At 68.6% G+C, this 13,479-nt stretch carries 11 protein-coding genes and 1 pseudogene; 6 read left to right on the top strand and 6 right to left on the bottom strand.

The annotated features are described in order from the left end of the window. Positions 1-98: 98 nt before the first annotated feature. Positions 99-623, top strand: coding sequence for a hypothetical protein (locus tag ACK4K7_RS08355; protein WP_431865111.1), 525 nt, complete (start codon positions 99-101; stop codon positions 621-623). 61 nt (positions 624-684) lie between these two features. On the opposite strand, the gene ACK4K7_RS08350 is transcribed toward ACK4K7_RS08355, so the two are convergent. Continuing rightward, positions 685-2,727 (bottom strand): 3-hydroxyacyl-CoA dehydrogenase NAD-binding domain-containing protein, encoded by a 2,043-nt coding sequence (locus ACK4K7_RS08350; protein WP_431865110.1) that lies wholly within the window; start codon positions 2,725-2,727, stop codon positions 685-687. Positions 2,728-2,873: 146 nt separating this feature from the next. Here ACK4K7_RS08350 and ACK4K7_RS08345 point away from each other — a divergent pair, with 146 nt between their 5' ends. Together ACK4K7_RS08345 and ACK4K7_RS08340 are read left to right on the top strand one after the other, a co-directional pair. Continuing rightward, positions 2,874-3,344: a sterol desaturase family protein gene (locus tag ACK4K7_RS08345; protein ID WP_431865109.1), complete on the top strand. Its 471-nt coding sequence runs from the start codon at positions 2,874-2,876 to the stop codon at positions 3,342-3,344. Then, complete coding sequence (locus ACK4K7_RS08340) at positions 3,341-4,075, top strand: fatty acid desaturase (protein ID WP_431865107.1); 735 nt, start codon at positions 3,341-3,343, stop codon at positions 4,073-4,075. The genes ACK4K7_RS08345 and ACK4K7_RS08340 overlap by 4 nt, the downstream gene beginning before the upstream one ends. Before the next feature lie 22 nt (positions 4,076-4,097). On the opposite strand, the pseudogene ACK4K7_RS08335 reads toward ACK4K7_RS08340, so the two are convergent. The 4 genes and pseudogenes from ACK4K7_RS08335 to crtY all read right to left on the bottom strand — a co-directional run. After that, a pseudogene (locus ACK4K7_RS08335) lies at positions 4,098-4,754 on the bottom strand (glycosyltransferase); the annotation flags it as partial. A gap of 477 nt (positions 4,755-5,231) precedes the next feature. Further along, positions 5,232-6,107: a phytoene/squalene synthase family protein gene (locus tag ACK4K7_RS08330; RefSeq protein ID WP_431865105.1), complete on the bottom strand. Its 876-nt coding sequence runs from the start codon at positions 6,105-6,107 to the stop codon at positions 5,232-5,234. Next, positions 6,104-7,582 carry a phytoene desaturase gene (locus ACK4K7_RS08325; protein ID WP_431865104.1) on the bottom strand — a complete coding sequence of 493 codons (1,479 nt, stop codon included), beginning with the start codon at positions 7,580-7,582 and terminating at the stop codon, positions 6,104-6,106. The genes ACK4K7_RS08330 and ACK4K7_RS08325 overlap by 4 nt, the downstream gene beginning before the upstream one ends. After that, a complete protein-coding gene (gene crtY, locus ACK4K7_RS08320) occupies positions 7,579-8,730 on the bottom strand; it encodes a lycopene beta-cyclase CrtY (RefSeq protein ID WP_431865102.1) in 1,152 nt (383 codons plus the stop codon). Before crtY ends, ACK4K7_RS08325 begins: the two co-directional genes overlap by 4 nt. On the opposite strand from crtY, the gene ACK4K7_RS08315 reads away from it, so the two are divergent. The 3 genes from ACK4K7_RS08315 to ACK4K7_RS08305 are packed head-to-tail and all read left to right on the top strand — an operon-like array spanning position 8,724 to position 11,203. Further along, complete coding sequence (locus tag ACK4K7_RS08315; protein WP_431865101.1) at positions 8,724-9,221, top strand: DUF2141 domain-containing protein; 498 nt, start codon at positions 8,724-8,726, stop codon at positions 9,219-9,221. The two genes, crtY and ACK4K7_RS08315, sit on opposite strands and share 7 nt — an antisense overlap. Positions 9,222-9,224: 3 nt before the next feature. Then, entirely contained in the window at positions 9,225-10,286 is a 1,062-nt protein-coding gene (ispH, locus tag ACK4K7_RS08310; protein ID WP_431865100.1) for a 4-hydroxy-3-methylbut-2-enyl diphosphate reductase, read from the top strand. After that, positions 10,283-11,203, top strand: a complete 921-nt coding sequence (locus ACK4K7_RS08305; RefSeq protein ID WP_431865098.1) for a polyprenyl synthetase family protein — start codon at positions 10,283-10,285, stop codon at positions 11,201-11,203. Before ispH ends, ACK4K7_RS08305 begins: the two co-directional genes overlap by 4 nt. A gap of 4 nt (positions 11,204-11,207) precedes the next feature. On the opposite strand, the gene ACK4K7_RS08300 is transcribed toward ACK4K7_RS08305, so the two are convergent. Next, positions 11,208-13,454, bottom strand: a complete 2,247-nt coding sequence (locus ACK4K7_RS08300) for a GumC family protein (RefSeq protein ID WP_431865097.1) — start codon at positions 13,452-13,454, stop codon at positions 11,208-11,210. Positions 13,455-13,479: the final 25 nt, after the last annotated feature.

The following is a 13,479-nucleotide window of genomic DNA, read 5'->3' as shown; positions in this document are numbered from 1 at the left end:
TGCGATCAGACATAGTTGCGGGACAAGCGACCTTCATACCGGCCTCATCGGCGGTCCCGATCCGCCGGCAAGTTCAAACGAGAGCGAAGGGACGAAATATGAAGAAGATCAGCATCCTCGCCGGCATCGCCGCCCTCACCGTTTCCGGTACGGCGCTGGCGCAGTCCGGCGGTTACCAGCGCGGTGCGGACCGCAATGTCGACGTGACCCGCGCCGAAGCCGCGGCCAAGGCCAATCAGGCGTTCCAGCGTCTGGACCTCAACCGCGACGGACGCGTCACTCCCGAAGAGATGCGTCAGGCTCGTCAGCAGATGCGCGCCGAACGGCTCGCCCAGCTTACCCCGGAGCAGCGCGCCGCGATGGAGCAGAGGCGTGCGCAGCGCGGCGACCAGGCCCGCTCCGGCGGCTGGAAGCGCGGCGACGGCGAACGGAGCGGCCAGCGCGGTCAGCGCATGTTCGGCGAGCAGGGCTTCGTCACCGCCGAGCAGTTCCAGGCGCGGGCGCTGCAGCGCTTCGACCGGATGGACCTCAACAATGACGGGGTCGTCACCGCCGAGGAACGCCGCCAGGCGCGCGAGCAGATGCGCCAGCGCGGCGGCGAGCGTCGCGGCGGCCGCGGCTAAGCGCCGCGTCCGCACGAACGAAGGAGGGGCGGTCCCATCGGGGCCGCCCCTTTTTCATGGATCAGCGGGTGAACTTCTCGCCCGCCTCCGCCTTGCGGGCGAGCAGGTCCGCCACGTCGAAGCCGCGGCGCTTCAGCCCCTCGACGATCTTGGCCGGACCTTCGGTGTCCGCCCAGAACATCGGGCCGCCGCGATAGACCGGCCAGCCGTAACCGTAGACCCAGACGACGTCGATGTCGGACGCGCGTTGGGCCATGCCTTCCTCGAGGATCTTCGCGCCTTCGTTGACCATCGTGTAGAGCGTGCGATCGATGATCTCCTGGTCGTCGATCTCGCGCGGCGTCACGCCTTCCCTGGCGCGGAACTCCTCGATGATCTCCTGCACCTTGGGTGAAGGGGAGGGGCGGCGCTTCTCGTCATAATCGTAGAATCCGGCGCCCTTCTTCTGGCCCCAGCGGTCGATCGCGCAGAGCGCGTCGCGGATATTCTCGATCCGGCTCGGGTCGCGGTGCCAGCCGATGTCGACGCCGGCGAGGTCGGCCATCTGGAACGGACCCATCGGCATTCCGAATTCGACATGGACGCGGTCGATCTGCTCGGGCGTCGCGCCTTCGAGCAGCAATTTGTTCGCCTCGATCTGGCGCGGCATCAGCATGCGGTTGCCGATGAAGCCGTAGCAGACGCCCGCCACCACCGCGACTTTGCGGATCTTCTTGGCGAGCTGCATCGCCGTCACCAGCACGTCCGGCGCGGTCTTGGCGCCGCGCACCACCTCCAGCAGCTTCATCACGTTGGCCGGCGAGAAGAAGTGGAGGCCGAGCACGTCCTCGGGCCTTGAGGTGGAGGCGGCGATCTCGTCCACGTTCAGATAGGAGGTGTTGGAGGCGAGGATGGCGCCGGGCTTCGCGATCCTGTCGAGCTTGCCGAACACCTCTTTCTTGATGTCCATATTCTCGAACACCGCCTCGATGATGAGGTCGCAGTCGGCGAGATCCTCGAGCTTCAGGGTCGGGGTGAGCAGGCCCATCGCCTTTTCCACCTGCTCGGGCGTCATGCGGCCCTTGGCGGCGGTGGCCTCATAGTTCTTGCGCATCACGCCGGTGCCGCGGTCGAGCGCCTCCTGTTGCATTTCGACGATGGTCACGGGGATGCCGGCGCTGAGAAAGTTCATCGAGATGCCGCCGCCCATCGTGCCGGCGCCGATCACGCCCACCTTGCGGATCTCGCGCGGGCTCGTGCCCTCAGGGATGCCGTCGATCTTGGCGGCCTTGCGCTCGGCGAAGAAGAAATATTGCTGGGCGCGCGCCTGGGTGCCGCTCATCAGCTCCATGAACAGCCGCCGCTCTTCCTGGACGCCTTCGGCATAAGGTTTGGAGACCGCCGCCTCGATCGCCTGGATGTTGTATTCGGGCGCGTCGAAGCCGCGGAACTTGCGGGCATTGGCCTTTCGGAAATCGGCGAAGACGGAGGAGTCGACGCCTTCGATCTTGTCCGTGCGCTCGCTCGCCCTCGGGACCGGCCGCACCTCCTTGACCTCGTCGGCGAAGGCGACGGCGTGGCTTTCGAGATCGCCCTCGATCAGGCGGTCGACGAGGCCGACCTCATGCGCTTCCTTCGCGCCGATCGGATTGCCGGTCGCAGCCATGTCCAGCGCCTTGGCGACGCCCGCCACGCGCGGCAGCCGCTGCGTGCCGCCGGCGCCCGGAAGCAGGCCGAGCTTCACTTCCGGAACGCCGAGCTTGGCGGACGGAACAGCGACCCGATAGTGGCAGGCGAGCGCGACTTCGAGCCCGCCGCCGAAGGCGGTGCCGTGGATCGCCGCGACCACCGGCTTGGTGCAATTCTCGATGATGTCGACAACCTGCGGCAGCATCGGCGGCGCGAATGATTTGGGCGTGCCGAACTCGCTGATGTCGGCGCCCGCGAAGAAGGTTTGGCCTTCGCAGCGGATGACGACCGCCTTCACCTGATCGTCGCCGTCCGCTTCCTCGATCGCCTTGACGAGGCCCTCGCGCACCGCGTGGCCGAGCGCGTTGACCGGCGGGTTGTTCGACGTGACGATAAGGATGTCGCCGTGGCGGCGGGTGCTGATCGGGCTGGTCATTCCATCTCCCCTATGTGCGTGGTGTCGTCCCGCGATAGGCCGTGCTTTACGCGAACGTCAACCGGGTCGATCGCATCCTCCGCCCGGCCTATCGACCTAAAGGGGTATTGACCGGGATTGCGCAGGGGCGCAGGCGTCGGGGCACGATGGCGAGCGATGTGCTGATCGGGCTTGCGGTGGCGGCGCTGACGGTGCTGGCGATGGAAGGCATCGCCGCGGCCGTCCACAAATATGTGATGCACGGGCCCGGCTGGGCATGGCACCGTTCCCACCACGAGCCGCGCGATGGGCGGTTCGAACTCAACGATCTCTACGCTCTGCCGTTCGCGGCCGTCAGCATCGCCCTGTTCGCCGCCGGCGGCTGGTGGTGGCCGCTCTGGTGGGTGGGGCTGGGGGTCGCCGCTTATGGTGTTCTCTACGCCTTCGTCCATGACGGGCTGGTCCACCGCCGCTTCCCGTTCCCCAAGGCGCCCCGGCGGGGCTATTTGAAACGCCTCGTCCAGGCGCATCGCATGCATCATGCGGTGAAGGGGCGCACCGGCGCCGTCTCGTTCGGATTCCTCTACGCGCCGAGGATCGACCGGCTGAAGCGGCAGCTGGGAGACAAGGCGCGATGACGGGTCTCGCGCTTGGGGCGGCGATCATGGCCGCCTGGGCGGCGCTCCACGTCTGGGGCGTCTTCTTCCATCCGCTGGAAGGATGGGGGATTGCCGCCGCGCCGCTGCTGGTGCTCGCTTCCTGCTGGCTCAACGTGGGGCTGTTCATCGTCGCGCACGATTGCATGCACGGCTCGCTCGCGCCCGGCCGGCCGCGGCTCAATCGCGGCGTCGGGCGGCTGGCTTTGTTCCTCTACGCCGGATTCTCCTACGACCGGCTGCTGCCGAAGCATTTCGATCATCATCGCCGCCCCGGCACCGCCGACGATCCCGATTTCAGCGCCGATCATCCCTCCGCCTTCTGGCCATGGTACGTCGCCTTCCTGCGGCAATATTTCGGCTGGCGGGAATGGGCGGTGCTGACGACGGCGGTCGCCTTCTACCTGCTGGTGCTGGGCGCGCCTTATGCCAATCTGCTCTTGTTCTGGGCGCTGCCGGCGATCCTCTCGTCGATGCAGCTGTTCCTGTTCGGCACCTATCTGCCGCACCGGGTGGAAGCCGCGCCCTTCGCCGATCGGCACAATGCGCGCAGCACGGGGCAGGGGCGGCTCGTCTCCCTGCTCACCTGTTTCCACTTCGGCTATCATCACGAGCATCATCTGGCGCCGCATGTGCCGTGGTGGCGCCTGCCCGAGGAGCGGGCGCGGCGGCAGGCGCAAGCATCGCCTCGACCAGATCGGCTGCCCGCCTGACTCCGCCCGCGCTCCGGATCTCGGCGCGCACCGCCTCGGCCCGGCGGCGGTAGTCCGGAACGCTGAGCACCCGTTCGATGGCCGCGCGCAGCCGTCGCCTTGACAGGAGCCGCGCCCGCGCCGCTTCGCCGACCCCCGCCCAACCAATGCGGGCGGCGATCGCCGGCTGCTCGAAGGCGATCGGCAGCGCGACGATCGGCTTGCCGGCCGCCAGCGCATCCAGCACCGTGTTGAAGCCGCCATGGGTGACGACGAGGTCCGCCTTTTCCAGCGCGGCCTCCTGCGGAACATAATCGAACACCCGTGGATTGCCGGGCAGGCGCGCGATTTCCCGCTCCGACAGCTTCCCGCCATGGGTGATGACGAGGCGCAGGTCCAGATCGGCGCAGGCGAGCGCCACCTTCCTGAACAGGCGCCACCGATGCCCCTGCAACGTGCCGAAGGAGCAATAGACGAGCGGCCGGCCGTCCGCGGGACCGAGATCCACCTCGCCCGTCGCCGCATGGCGGAAGGGACCGAGATAGTGGAAGCCGGGCGGGAGCGCGCTTCGTGGGAAATCGATCGAGGGCACCGCCTGCGCGAGCTGCAGCACCGGGGAGAAGCAATCGTCCAGCGTCCGTCGCGGTGACAATCCGAAGCGGGCGGCATTGGCGGCGATCGCCGCGCGCACCGGACGCATCAGCCAATCGCTGACCTGCCAGCCGCTGCGGTAGAATTCGCGAGCCTTGTCGCCGGAGCGGTAGGCCCAGCCGACATAAGGCGGGGGAATGTCCCCCATGCGGTTGACCGGCAGTGCCGATGCGATGGTGGCGAACGGCAGACCGAGATGCTCGGCGACGAGCCCACCAGCCGGCTCGAGCTGGTCGGCGAGAACCGCGTCGGCGCCGATTTCGCGGAGAAGGGATGGCGCATGGCGGCACAGCATGTCGGTCTGGCGCGCCATTTCCCTCACCGTGCCGAAGATGCCGGAATGCGGCACAAGCGGCGGACCGTCGAAGCCGCGGAAGTCGAGGCCCTGGGCCGCCGCCACGGGGCCGGCGTCGCGGTGATGGACGAAGGTGGCGCGGTGGCCGCGCCGCGCGAGTTCGGAGGCGAGGGCGGCAAGCGGCTTCACATGGCCGGTGAGCGGCGGCGCCAGGATCGCGAAATGCGCCATTCAGGCGGAGGCGGCGCTCTTCAACGCGCCCAGCATGATCGCCGCCTTCTCGCGCCGGGGCACCACCACGCGGCGCTCCCACGCGCCGGGGCCGAGCGCGGCCACGCGGCGGCCGATGCGGCCATAGATGCCGGCGGCCGAATGGATCGCCCAGCGCGAGCGGAAGGGAAGCCGGGAAATGCCGTCCCGCGCCGACGCTTCGTAGCGCAGCGACAGATCGCAGACGCGGGCGACGAGCGCCACCAGCCGCTCCCGCCGGTCGGGGCGCAACGGGTCGTCCGGATCGAGACCGTGGAGATCGACCCAGCTGCGGGGCAGGTAGCAGCGGCCGGCGCCGTGATCGTCGCGCACGTCGCGCGCGATGTTGGACAGCTGGAAGGCGATGCCGAGATCGGAGGCGCGGCCGAGCGTCTCCTCGTCGGCGGGATCCACGCCCATCGCCACCGCCATCATGCAGCCGACCGCGCCGGCGACGTGGTAGCAATAGCGGATGAGATCGGCCTCGTCCTCCGGCCGCCACCCCGCGGCGTCGAGCGCGAACCCGCGCAGATGATCGCGGACATAGCGATGGGGGATGGCGCATTCGGCGAGGACGGCGCCGAGCGCGTCGAACGGCAGTTCGCCGACGCTTTCGCCGGCGAGGACCCGCTCCGTCTTCTCCTCGAGTTCGGCGACCGGGCGGGGCGGCGGGGCATCGGCCGACCGGTGGCCGAGCGCTTGGCCGTCGCACAGATCGTCGCAATGCCGGCACCAGCAATAGAGCAGCCAGGCGCGCTCGCGGGTGCGCCGGTCGAACAGCCGGCTGGCCATGTGGAAGCTCTTGGACCCCTGGCGGATCGTCGCGCCCGCCGCCGCCACGAGCTCCGCCCGGTTCATGCGGCCAGATCCGCGATCATCAGCCCGGCGGTCGCCTTGGCGCTGCCGACGACGCCTGGAATGCCGGCGCCCGGATGGGTCCCGGCGCCGACGAAATACAGGTTCGGGATGCGATCGTCGCGATTGTGGACCCGGAACCACGCGCTCTGCCAGAGCACCGGCTCCAGGCTGAAGGCCGAGCCGAGATGGGCGCCGAGATCGCTTTCGAAATCATTGGGGCCGTAATGGAACAGGGTGGTGATGCGGCCGCGCAGGCCCGGCAGCACCCGCTCTTCCAATATGTCGAGAATGCGGTCGCGGTAGACCGGCCCCTCGCGTTCCCAGTCGACCGGCGCCTTGCCGAGATGGGGCACCGGCGCGAGCGCGTAGAAGGTCGAATGCCCCGGCGGCGCCATCGAGGGATCGGTGGCGGTCGGATGATGGAGATAGAGCGACGGATCGTCGGCGAGGCCGCCGCCGCGATAGATGTCGCTGAGCAGCCCCTGGTAACGCGGGCCGAACAGGATCGAATGGTGCGGCACGTCGGGCCAGGCGCCCTCGGTGCCGAAATGGACGACGAACAAAGAGGGCGAGAAACGACGTTTGCGCAGCCGCGCCGCCGCCTGCGGTCCGCGCCGGTGCCCCAGCATGTCGTAGGTGCGCACGATGTCGGCGTTCGAAGCGACCGCGTCGAACCGCTCGCGCCATCCGCTGCGGGTGCGAATGGCGGCGGTGCGGCCGTCCGTCGTCTCGATCTCCTCGACCGGATCGCCGAGCTGGACGGTGCCGCCCAGCCGTTCGAAATGGCGGACCATGCCGGCGATCAGCGCATTGGTGCCGCCTTTGGCGAACCAGACGCCGCCGTCCCGCTCCAGCTTGTGGATGAGGGCGTAGATTGCGCTGGTCGTCATCGGATTGCCGCCGACCAGCAGAGTGTGGAAGGAGAGCGCCTGGCGCAGCTTCTCGTTGCGGACGAAGCCGGAGACGATCGAATAGACGGAGCGCCAGGCCTGGTAGCGGGCGAGCTGCGGCGCCGCGCGCAGCATGGCGCTGAAATCGAGGAACGGCACGGCGCCCAGCTTTTCGTAGCCTTCTCGATACACGCCCGCGGAATATTGCAGGAAGCGGCGATAGCCCTCCACGTCGGCCGGATCGAGCGCGGCGATCTGTTCGTCGAGCCGGGCATCGTCGCTCAGATAATCGAACTGCGTGCCGTCCGGCCAGGACAGGCGGTAGAAGGGAGAGACGGGGACGAGTTCCACGTCCGCGTCCATCTCGGATCCGCTCAACGCCCACAATTCGCGGAGGCAGGCGGGATCGGTGATCACCGTCGGGCCGGCGTCGAAGACGTGGCCGTCCTTCTCCCAGTGATAAGCGCGGCCGCCGGGCTTGTCCCGTGCCTCGACGACCACGGTTTCGATGCCCGCCGACTGCAGCCGGATGGCCAGCGCGAGGCCGCCGAAGCCGGAGCCGATCACCGCCGCGCGCCGGGTCACGCCGCTTTCTCCCGCATGGCGGCGATCGCTCTGCCGACCGGCACGGGCGGACGGCCGCTCAGGATGCGCAGCTTGTCGAACGCGCCGGTCTCGGCGGCGTAGAAACGGGCGATCACCGGCTCCGGAAGCCGGTAGAAATGTTCGAGCACGCGGTAGCGCGATCGTGGGGCGGCGGCGCGGAAGAGCATGCGGTTGAGCAGCCGGTAGAAGGCGCGCTCGTCCCATAGGTCCGCGGCGCGGCGGCGGAACAGCCCGTGAAGCGCCGGCGCAGACAGATCGCGCCTTCCGGCGAGTGTCAAAGCGGTCCGCACCGCGTCCGGCAGCGTGTAGCCGGTGGTGGGATGGAAGAAGCCGCCGCGCAGGCCGAGCTTGGCGATCGGCGGCTCGTCGTCCCGCCACAGGCGCATGACGTCGCCGCCGAGCGCGACCGGAAGGACCCCGCTTTCCTCCGCCACCGCCTCTGCGCCGCTCATCCCCTGGCCGGCGACGAAATCGTCAAGCCGCTGGCGCAGCTGCGGCACGTCGAGCGCCGGCGAAGTCGAATAATAGGTGTCCTCCGCCATCAGCTCGTCGGGGCCGAAAGGGAGGGTGTAAAGGAAGCGATAGCCATCCTCCTGTTCGACCCGCGCGTCCATGATCACCGGCCGCGCGCGCTTGTGCGGGGCGGCGCACCGATAGGTGCGGCCGACGAACTTCTGCCAGGCGAGGTCAAGGCCCGATAGGTCCGCCGCGCCGCGCGCATCGATCACCGCGCCCGCCTCGATCCGCTCGCCGCCGTCGAGGCGGATGTGATTGGGGCCGAGATCGACGATCGCACGGCCCAGCCGATACTGATCAGGCCGCAGCCGTGCCCGCACATGCCGGTCGAGCCGTTCGGAGCGAATGCTGTTATAGCCGATGGCGATCGTGCGGCTGCGGCGCGGGAAATGGACTTCATGGTCCGGCCAGCGGCACGTCACCAAAGGATCGACCAGCCAGCGGTCTGCGCTTGCGACGTCGGTGTCGAAGAAGGACCAGACATGGTTGCCGCCGAAGCTTTCGGCCTGTTCCACGAGGAGCAGCGGGACGTCCGGCCGCCGCTCCGCGAGGGCGAGCGCGGCGAGGCAGCCCGCGAGCCCGCCCCCAGCCACGATGACGCCGCTTGTCATCGCGGCACCCCGCCGAAAGGCCGGATGGCGTCGGCGCGAAAAGCCCGGTAAGGCGTTGCACCATGACGATAATCTCCGCCGCGGCCGCGGCTCTCATCGCCGCTTCGGCGGGTCCGGCGCAGGAACTTGAGATCCGGGTCGAGCGCCTGCGCAATGCGCGCGGCGACCTTCACCTCTGCCTCACCCGCGATCCGGCGCACTTCCCCGATTGCGGCCGTGATCCCCGCGCGGTGAAGCGCACGATTTCCGCCGCGGACGCCGAGCGGCCGATCCGTCTCGCCGGTGTCGAACCGGGAAGCTGGGCGCTGTCCATCATCCATGACGAGAACCGGAATGAGAAGCTCGATACAATGCTCGGAATTCCTCGCGAGGGCTTCGGATTTTCGCGAAATCCGGTGATCCGGTTCGGCGCTCCCCGGTTCGATCAGGTCCGGTTCGACGTCGCGCCGGGCATCACTCGCCACACAGTTAGGATGCAATACCTGCTTTAGTCTATGTGGATTCGCCTCCGGCCCGCACTTACCCTTTGCGGCCCGGGGGCGATGATGCAGGACGAGATGCTGGAAGTCGACGCCTCATTGCGCTCTCTTTCACCGGACGCGGCGATCCGCGGCGGCGATCTCCCCGCGCTTCGCATCCTGCTTGCCGCCCCGCGCGGCTTCTGCGCCGGCGTGCGGCGGGCGATCGACGCCGTCGTCAACGCGCTGGAGCGGCATGGGCCGCCCGTCTATGTGCGCCGGCCGATCGTCCACAATCTCGCCGTCGTCCGCTCGCTCGAGGCGCAGGGCGCGGTGTTCGTGGAGGAGCTGGATCAAATTTCGCCCGGCGCGGTGGTGGTGCTGTCCGCCCATGGCGTCGCGCCGGCGGTCGCCGAGGAGGCGGAGCGGCGCGGCTTCACCGTCTACGACGCCGTCTGCCCTTTGGTCGCCAAGGTGCATCGCGAAGTGGTCCGGCACCATCGCGACGGCCGCCACATCTTCCTGATCGGGCATGAAGGTCATCCCGAGATCGTCGGCACGCTGGGCCACGTCCCGGCCGGCGCCGTCACCGTGCTGAGCGGCCCGGACGGCGTCGCCGCGATCGAGCGCGACCGTTCCGCTCCCCACGCCTATGCGGTCCAGACCACTTATTCGGTGGACGAAGCCGACGCCGTGATCGGGCTGCTGGAGGAACGGTTCGACGATCTGGTCGCGCCGCCTGCCAGCGACATCTGTTATGCGACCACCAACCGACAGAAGGCCATTCGCGCGATCGCTCCGCGCGCCGATGCCGTGATCGTCGCCGGCGAGCATTTCTCGTCCAATGCCTGCCGGCTTGCCGAAGTGGCGGCCGCCGCGGGATGCCCGTCGGTGCAGCTCGTCCAGGACGCCTCGCGGATCGACTGGTCGCGGATGCCGGGCTCGGGCGGCACGGTCGGGATAACCGCCGCGGCCTCCACGCCCGAGATCATCGTCACCGCGATCCTGGATGCGCTGCGCGAGCGTTACGCCCTCGCCGTGGAGGAAGTCGCCGCGGCCGACGAGACCACCGTGTTCAAGCCGGTGCGGATCGGATGACCAGCGTGGAGGCGCTCGAGGCCGGCATCATGATTGGCCCGCCGATGCGCCGCGCGGCTCTCGACATCGACGCCCTGTTCCAGGCGATCCTTCCCGACCCGCCGGACGCGCGCCGGCGGCTTTACGACGCGATGCGCTATGCCGCCGTCGGGGGCGGAAAGCGACTGCGGCCGCTGCTGGTGCTCGCGTCGGCGCGCCTGTTCGAGGTGCCGCGCGGTCAGGCGATCCGCGCCGGCCTCGCCGTCGAATGCGTCCATGTCCATTCGCTGATCCACGACGATCTGCCCTGCATGGACGACGACGATCTGCGCCGCGGCAAGCCGACCGTGCACCGCGCCTTCGACGAGGCGACGGCGGTGCTCGCCGGCGACGCCCTGCTGGCGCTCGCCTTTGAAATCCTGGGCGATCCGGCGACCCACCCGTCGGGCACCGTGCGCGCCGAGCTGGTCTGTGAACTCGCAAAGGCTGCCGGCGCGGGCGGCATGGCGGGCGGTCAGATGCTCGATCTGTCGCCGCCCGAAGAAGAGGAGCGGATCGATCTCGACGGGGTGACCCGGCTGCAGCGGTTGAAGACCGGCGCGCTGATCGGCTGGTGCGTCGAGGCGGGCGCGATCATGGGTCGCGCGCCGCACGATCTACGCACCAGCCTTCGCGGCTATGCCCATTGCCTCGGCCTCGCCTTCCAGATCGCCGACGACCTGCTCGATCATGGCGGCGAGGAGGCGAAGGTCGGCAAGAGGCTCGGCAAGGATGCCGAACAGGGCAAGGAGACGTTCGTCTCGCTGCTCGGTCCCGCGCGGGCGCGGCGGCAGGCGAAGCTGCTCGTCGCGCAGGCGGAGGACCATCTGCGTCCGTTCGGCGAGGATGCGCGGCTGCTCGCCGCCATCGCACGCTACGCCGTCGAGCGAGACCGTTAGGTCCTCATCCCGCGGCCACGTGGCGGGGGGCGTCATCGGTCAGCAAATTTTTCCCATAGGCATAGGAATAATAACCGTAGCCGTCGTAGCCGGCGCTGCGCAGGTTGAACTTGGTGAGGATCGCGCCCAGCACTTGGCCGCGGCCGGCGAGAAGGCGCCTCAGCGCGGCCTTGGTCTGCCCGAGGCTTGAACCGCTGCCTTCGACGACGAAGATGGTGACGTCGGTGACGGCCGACAGCAGCAGCGCGTCCGCCAGGCCGAGGAGCGGCGGGCCGTCGATCACCACCACATCATAGGCCTGTTCCAGTTCATGGAGCAGGCGCTTCAAGGCCGGGCTGCCGAGCAGCTGCGGCGGGTTGGGCGGCAGCGAACCGCTCGCCATGAAGTGCAGCCCGTCGAGGTCTGTCTGCTGCAGCACCTCTTCCGCGCGTTTTTGACCGGCGAGCACGTTCGAGAGACCGAAACGATGGGCGGCGCCTACCAGCCGGTGGAGCGAAGGCTTGCGCAGGTCGCTGTCGATCAGCAGCACCCTCTTGCCCATCTGCGCGAACTGGCGGCTGAGCCCGTAGGAAGTCGTGGACTTGCCTTCCGCCGCGCGGCTGCTGGTGAGGAGAATGGTCGCCGGCAGGCCGCCGCTCGACGACAGTTCGACCGAGGTGCGGATCGTTGCATAGGCTTCGGAGAGCATCGAGCGCGGGTTGGCGAGCGCTTCGGCGGGAGATGCGGTGCCGGGCAGCAACGGCACCATGCCGAGCAGCGGCAGGCCGAGCTTGCGCTCGACATCCTCCGGCACATGTACCCGATCGTCGAAATTCTCGCGCGCCACCACGAGGATGAAGGACAGCACGATGCCGAATATGCCGCCCAGCGCCATGTTCATCATCGGCCGCGGCCAATAGGGGCGGAGCGGAACTTCGGCGCGGTCGATGATCGAGACGTTGTTGGTGGCGATACCCGCGGCCGCGCTCACCTCGCGGTAGCGCTGGAGCAGGCCCTCATACAGCTCACGGCTGGTATCGACCTCGCGCTTCAGGATGTTGTAGCGCACGCCGCGATCCTGTTCGGCAAGGGTTGCGCTCTTGAGCCGCCCGAGGCTGCCGAGCAGCGCCTGCTCCTGGCGCTGCGCAACCCGATATTGTTCGGCGATGGCGCCACGGATGCTGCCGGCGAGGGTGTTGATCTGCCGGTCGAGCTCCGCGATCCGCGCGGCCGACTGGATGACGGCGGGATGTTCCTCCTTACGGCGCTGCCTTTCCTCCTGATATTGCGCCTCGAACTCGGCGCGGCGCTGGGTCAGCTGCTGCACCGTGGGATTGGACAGGACCTCGGGCAGGCTCATCAGCGGGGTCGCCTGCGCTTGTGCCCAGCGCTGCTGCGCCTGGATCCGCGCCGAGCTTGCCTGGGCATAGGCCTGGTTCAGCTGCACGAGATTGGCCGTGGTGAGCGAGCGCGGCCCCGTCATGTCGTTGGTGCCGACGACGCCCGCACTGGCGTCGATCAGGCCAGCTTGGCGCGCATAGGCGATTAACTCGCGCTCCGCTTCCTCCAGCCGGCGCTTGGTTTCGGCCAATTGGCCCTGGAGGAAGTCGCGGCTGTACGCGGACGTGTCGAAACGGCGCTGGAGATTGCTGGTGATGTAATTCTCGGCGAAGCTGTTCGCGACGGTGGCGGCGAGCGCGGCATCCGGGCTGCTGAACTGGATCTTGACGATCCGGGATGTCGGCCGGGGGACGATCGAAAGGTTGTCCTGCACCGCCTCGGTCACATGTTCGCGCCAGACGGGACTTGCGGCATCCGCGGCGGTGGCCGACGCTTCGGCGTGGCGCATGCGGGTCAGGAAGCTTTCGTCCTCGTAGAGGTTCAGGCGTTCGGCCACGCGAGTCGCGAGCGAGCGGCTGCGGAGGATGTCGACCTGCGTCTGGAGGAAGCGCTCGGCTTCCTGAGCGGAAGGTTCGGGCTGGACGTCCTCGCTGTTAAGGATGCGGGCGGTCTGCTGATCGATCTGGATGGTGGCGACGGCGCGATAAGCGGGCGCGGTGAAGAGCGCGATTGTGAGCCCCGCGAGGATCGAGGCGGCGCAGACCACTGCGATCAACAGCTTGTTGCGGTAGAGAATGCGCCAGATGGCGGCGAAATCGAGCCCCGGCCGGGCCTCCGGCTCCGTCGGATAGCGATAGCCGGTGACTTCGGGTTCGAGCAGCGCGACCTCGCGTCCGCCCACCATCATCAGTCTTGGAGCTTCGTCGTTCATGATCGAACCCCTTCCGGATCGCGGT

Source organism: Allosphingosinicella sp. (assembly GCF_046295735.1).
In the GTDB taxonomy this organism is placed as follows: Bacteria; Pseudomonadota; Alphaproteobacteria; order Sphingomonadales; family Sphingomonadaceae; genus Allosphingosinicella.
Note: the sequence above shows the minus strand (reverse complement) of the source record. Positions and strands in the feature narration are given on the sequence as shown.

Bases quoted from the DNA above. Each gene is read 5' to 3' on its own strand.
- ACK4K7_RS08340 (WP_431865107.1), top strand. From the start codon at position 3,341: ATGACGGGTCTCGCGCTTGGGGCGGCGATCATGGCCGCCTGGGCGGCG.
- ACK4K7_RS08345 (WP_431865109.1), top strand. From the start codon at position 2,874: ATGGCGAGCGATGTGCTGATCGGGCTTGCGGTGGCGGCGCTGACGGTG.
- ACK4K7_RS08330 (WP_431865105.1), bottom strand. From the start codon at position 6,107: ATGAACCGGGCGGAGCTCGTGGCGGCGGCGGGCGCGACGATCCGCCAG.
- ACK4K7_RS08300 (WP_431865097.1), bottom strand. From the start codon at position 13,454: ATGAACGACGAAGCTCCAAGACTGATGATGGTGGGCGGACGCGAGGTC.
- ispH (WP_431865100.1), top strand. From the start codon at position 9,225: ATGTGGATTCGCCTCCGGCCCGCACTTACCCTTTGCGGCCCGGGGGCG.
- crtY (WP_431865102.1), bottom strand. From the start codon at position 8,730: ATGACAAGCGGCGTCATCGTGGCTGGGGGCGGGCTCGCGGGCTGCCTC.
- ACK4K7_RS08355 (WP_431865111.1), top strand. From the start codon at position 99: ATGAAGAAGATCAGCATCCTCGCCGGCATCGCCGCCCTCACCGTTTCC.
- ACK4K7_RS08305 (WP_431865098.1), top strand. From the start codon at position 10,283: ATGACCAGCGTGGAGGCGCTCGAGGCCGGCATCATGATTGGCCCGCCG.
- ACK4K7_RS08350 (WP_431865110.1), bottom strand. From the start codon at position 2,727: ATGACCAGCCCGATCAGCACCCGCCGCCACGGCGACATCCTTATCGTC.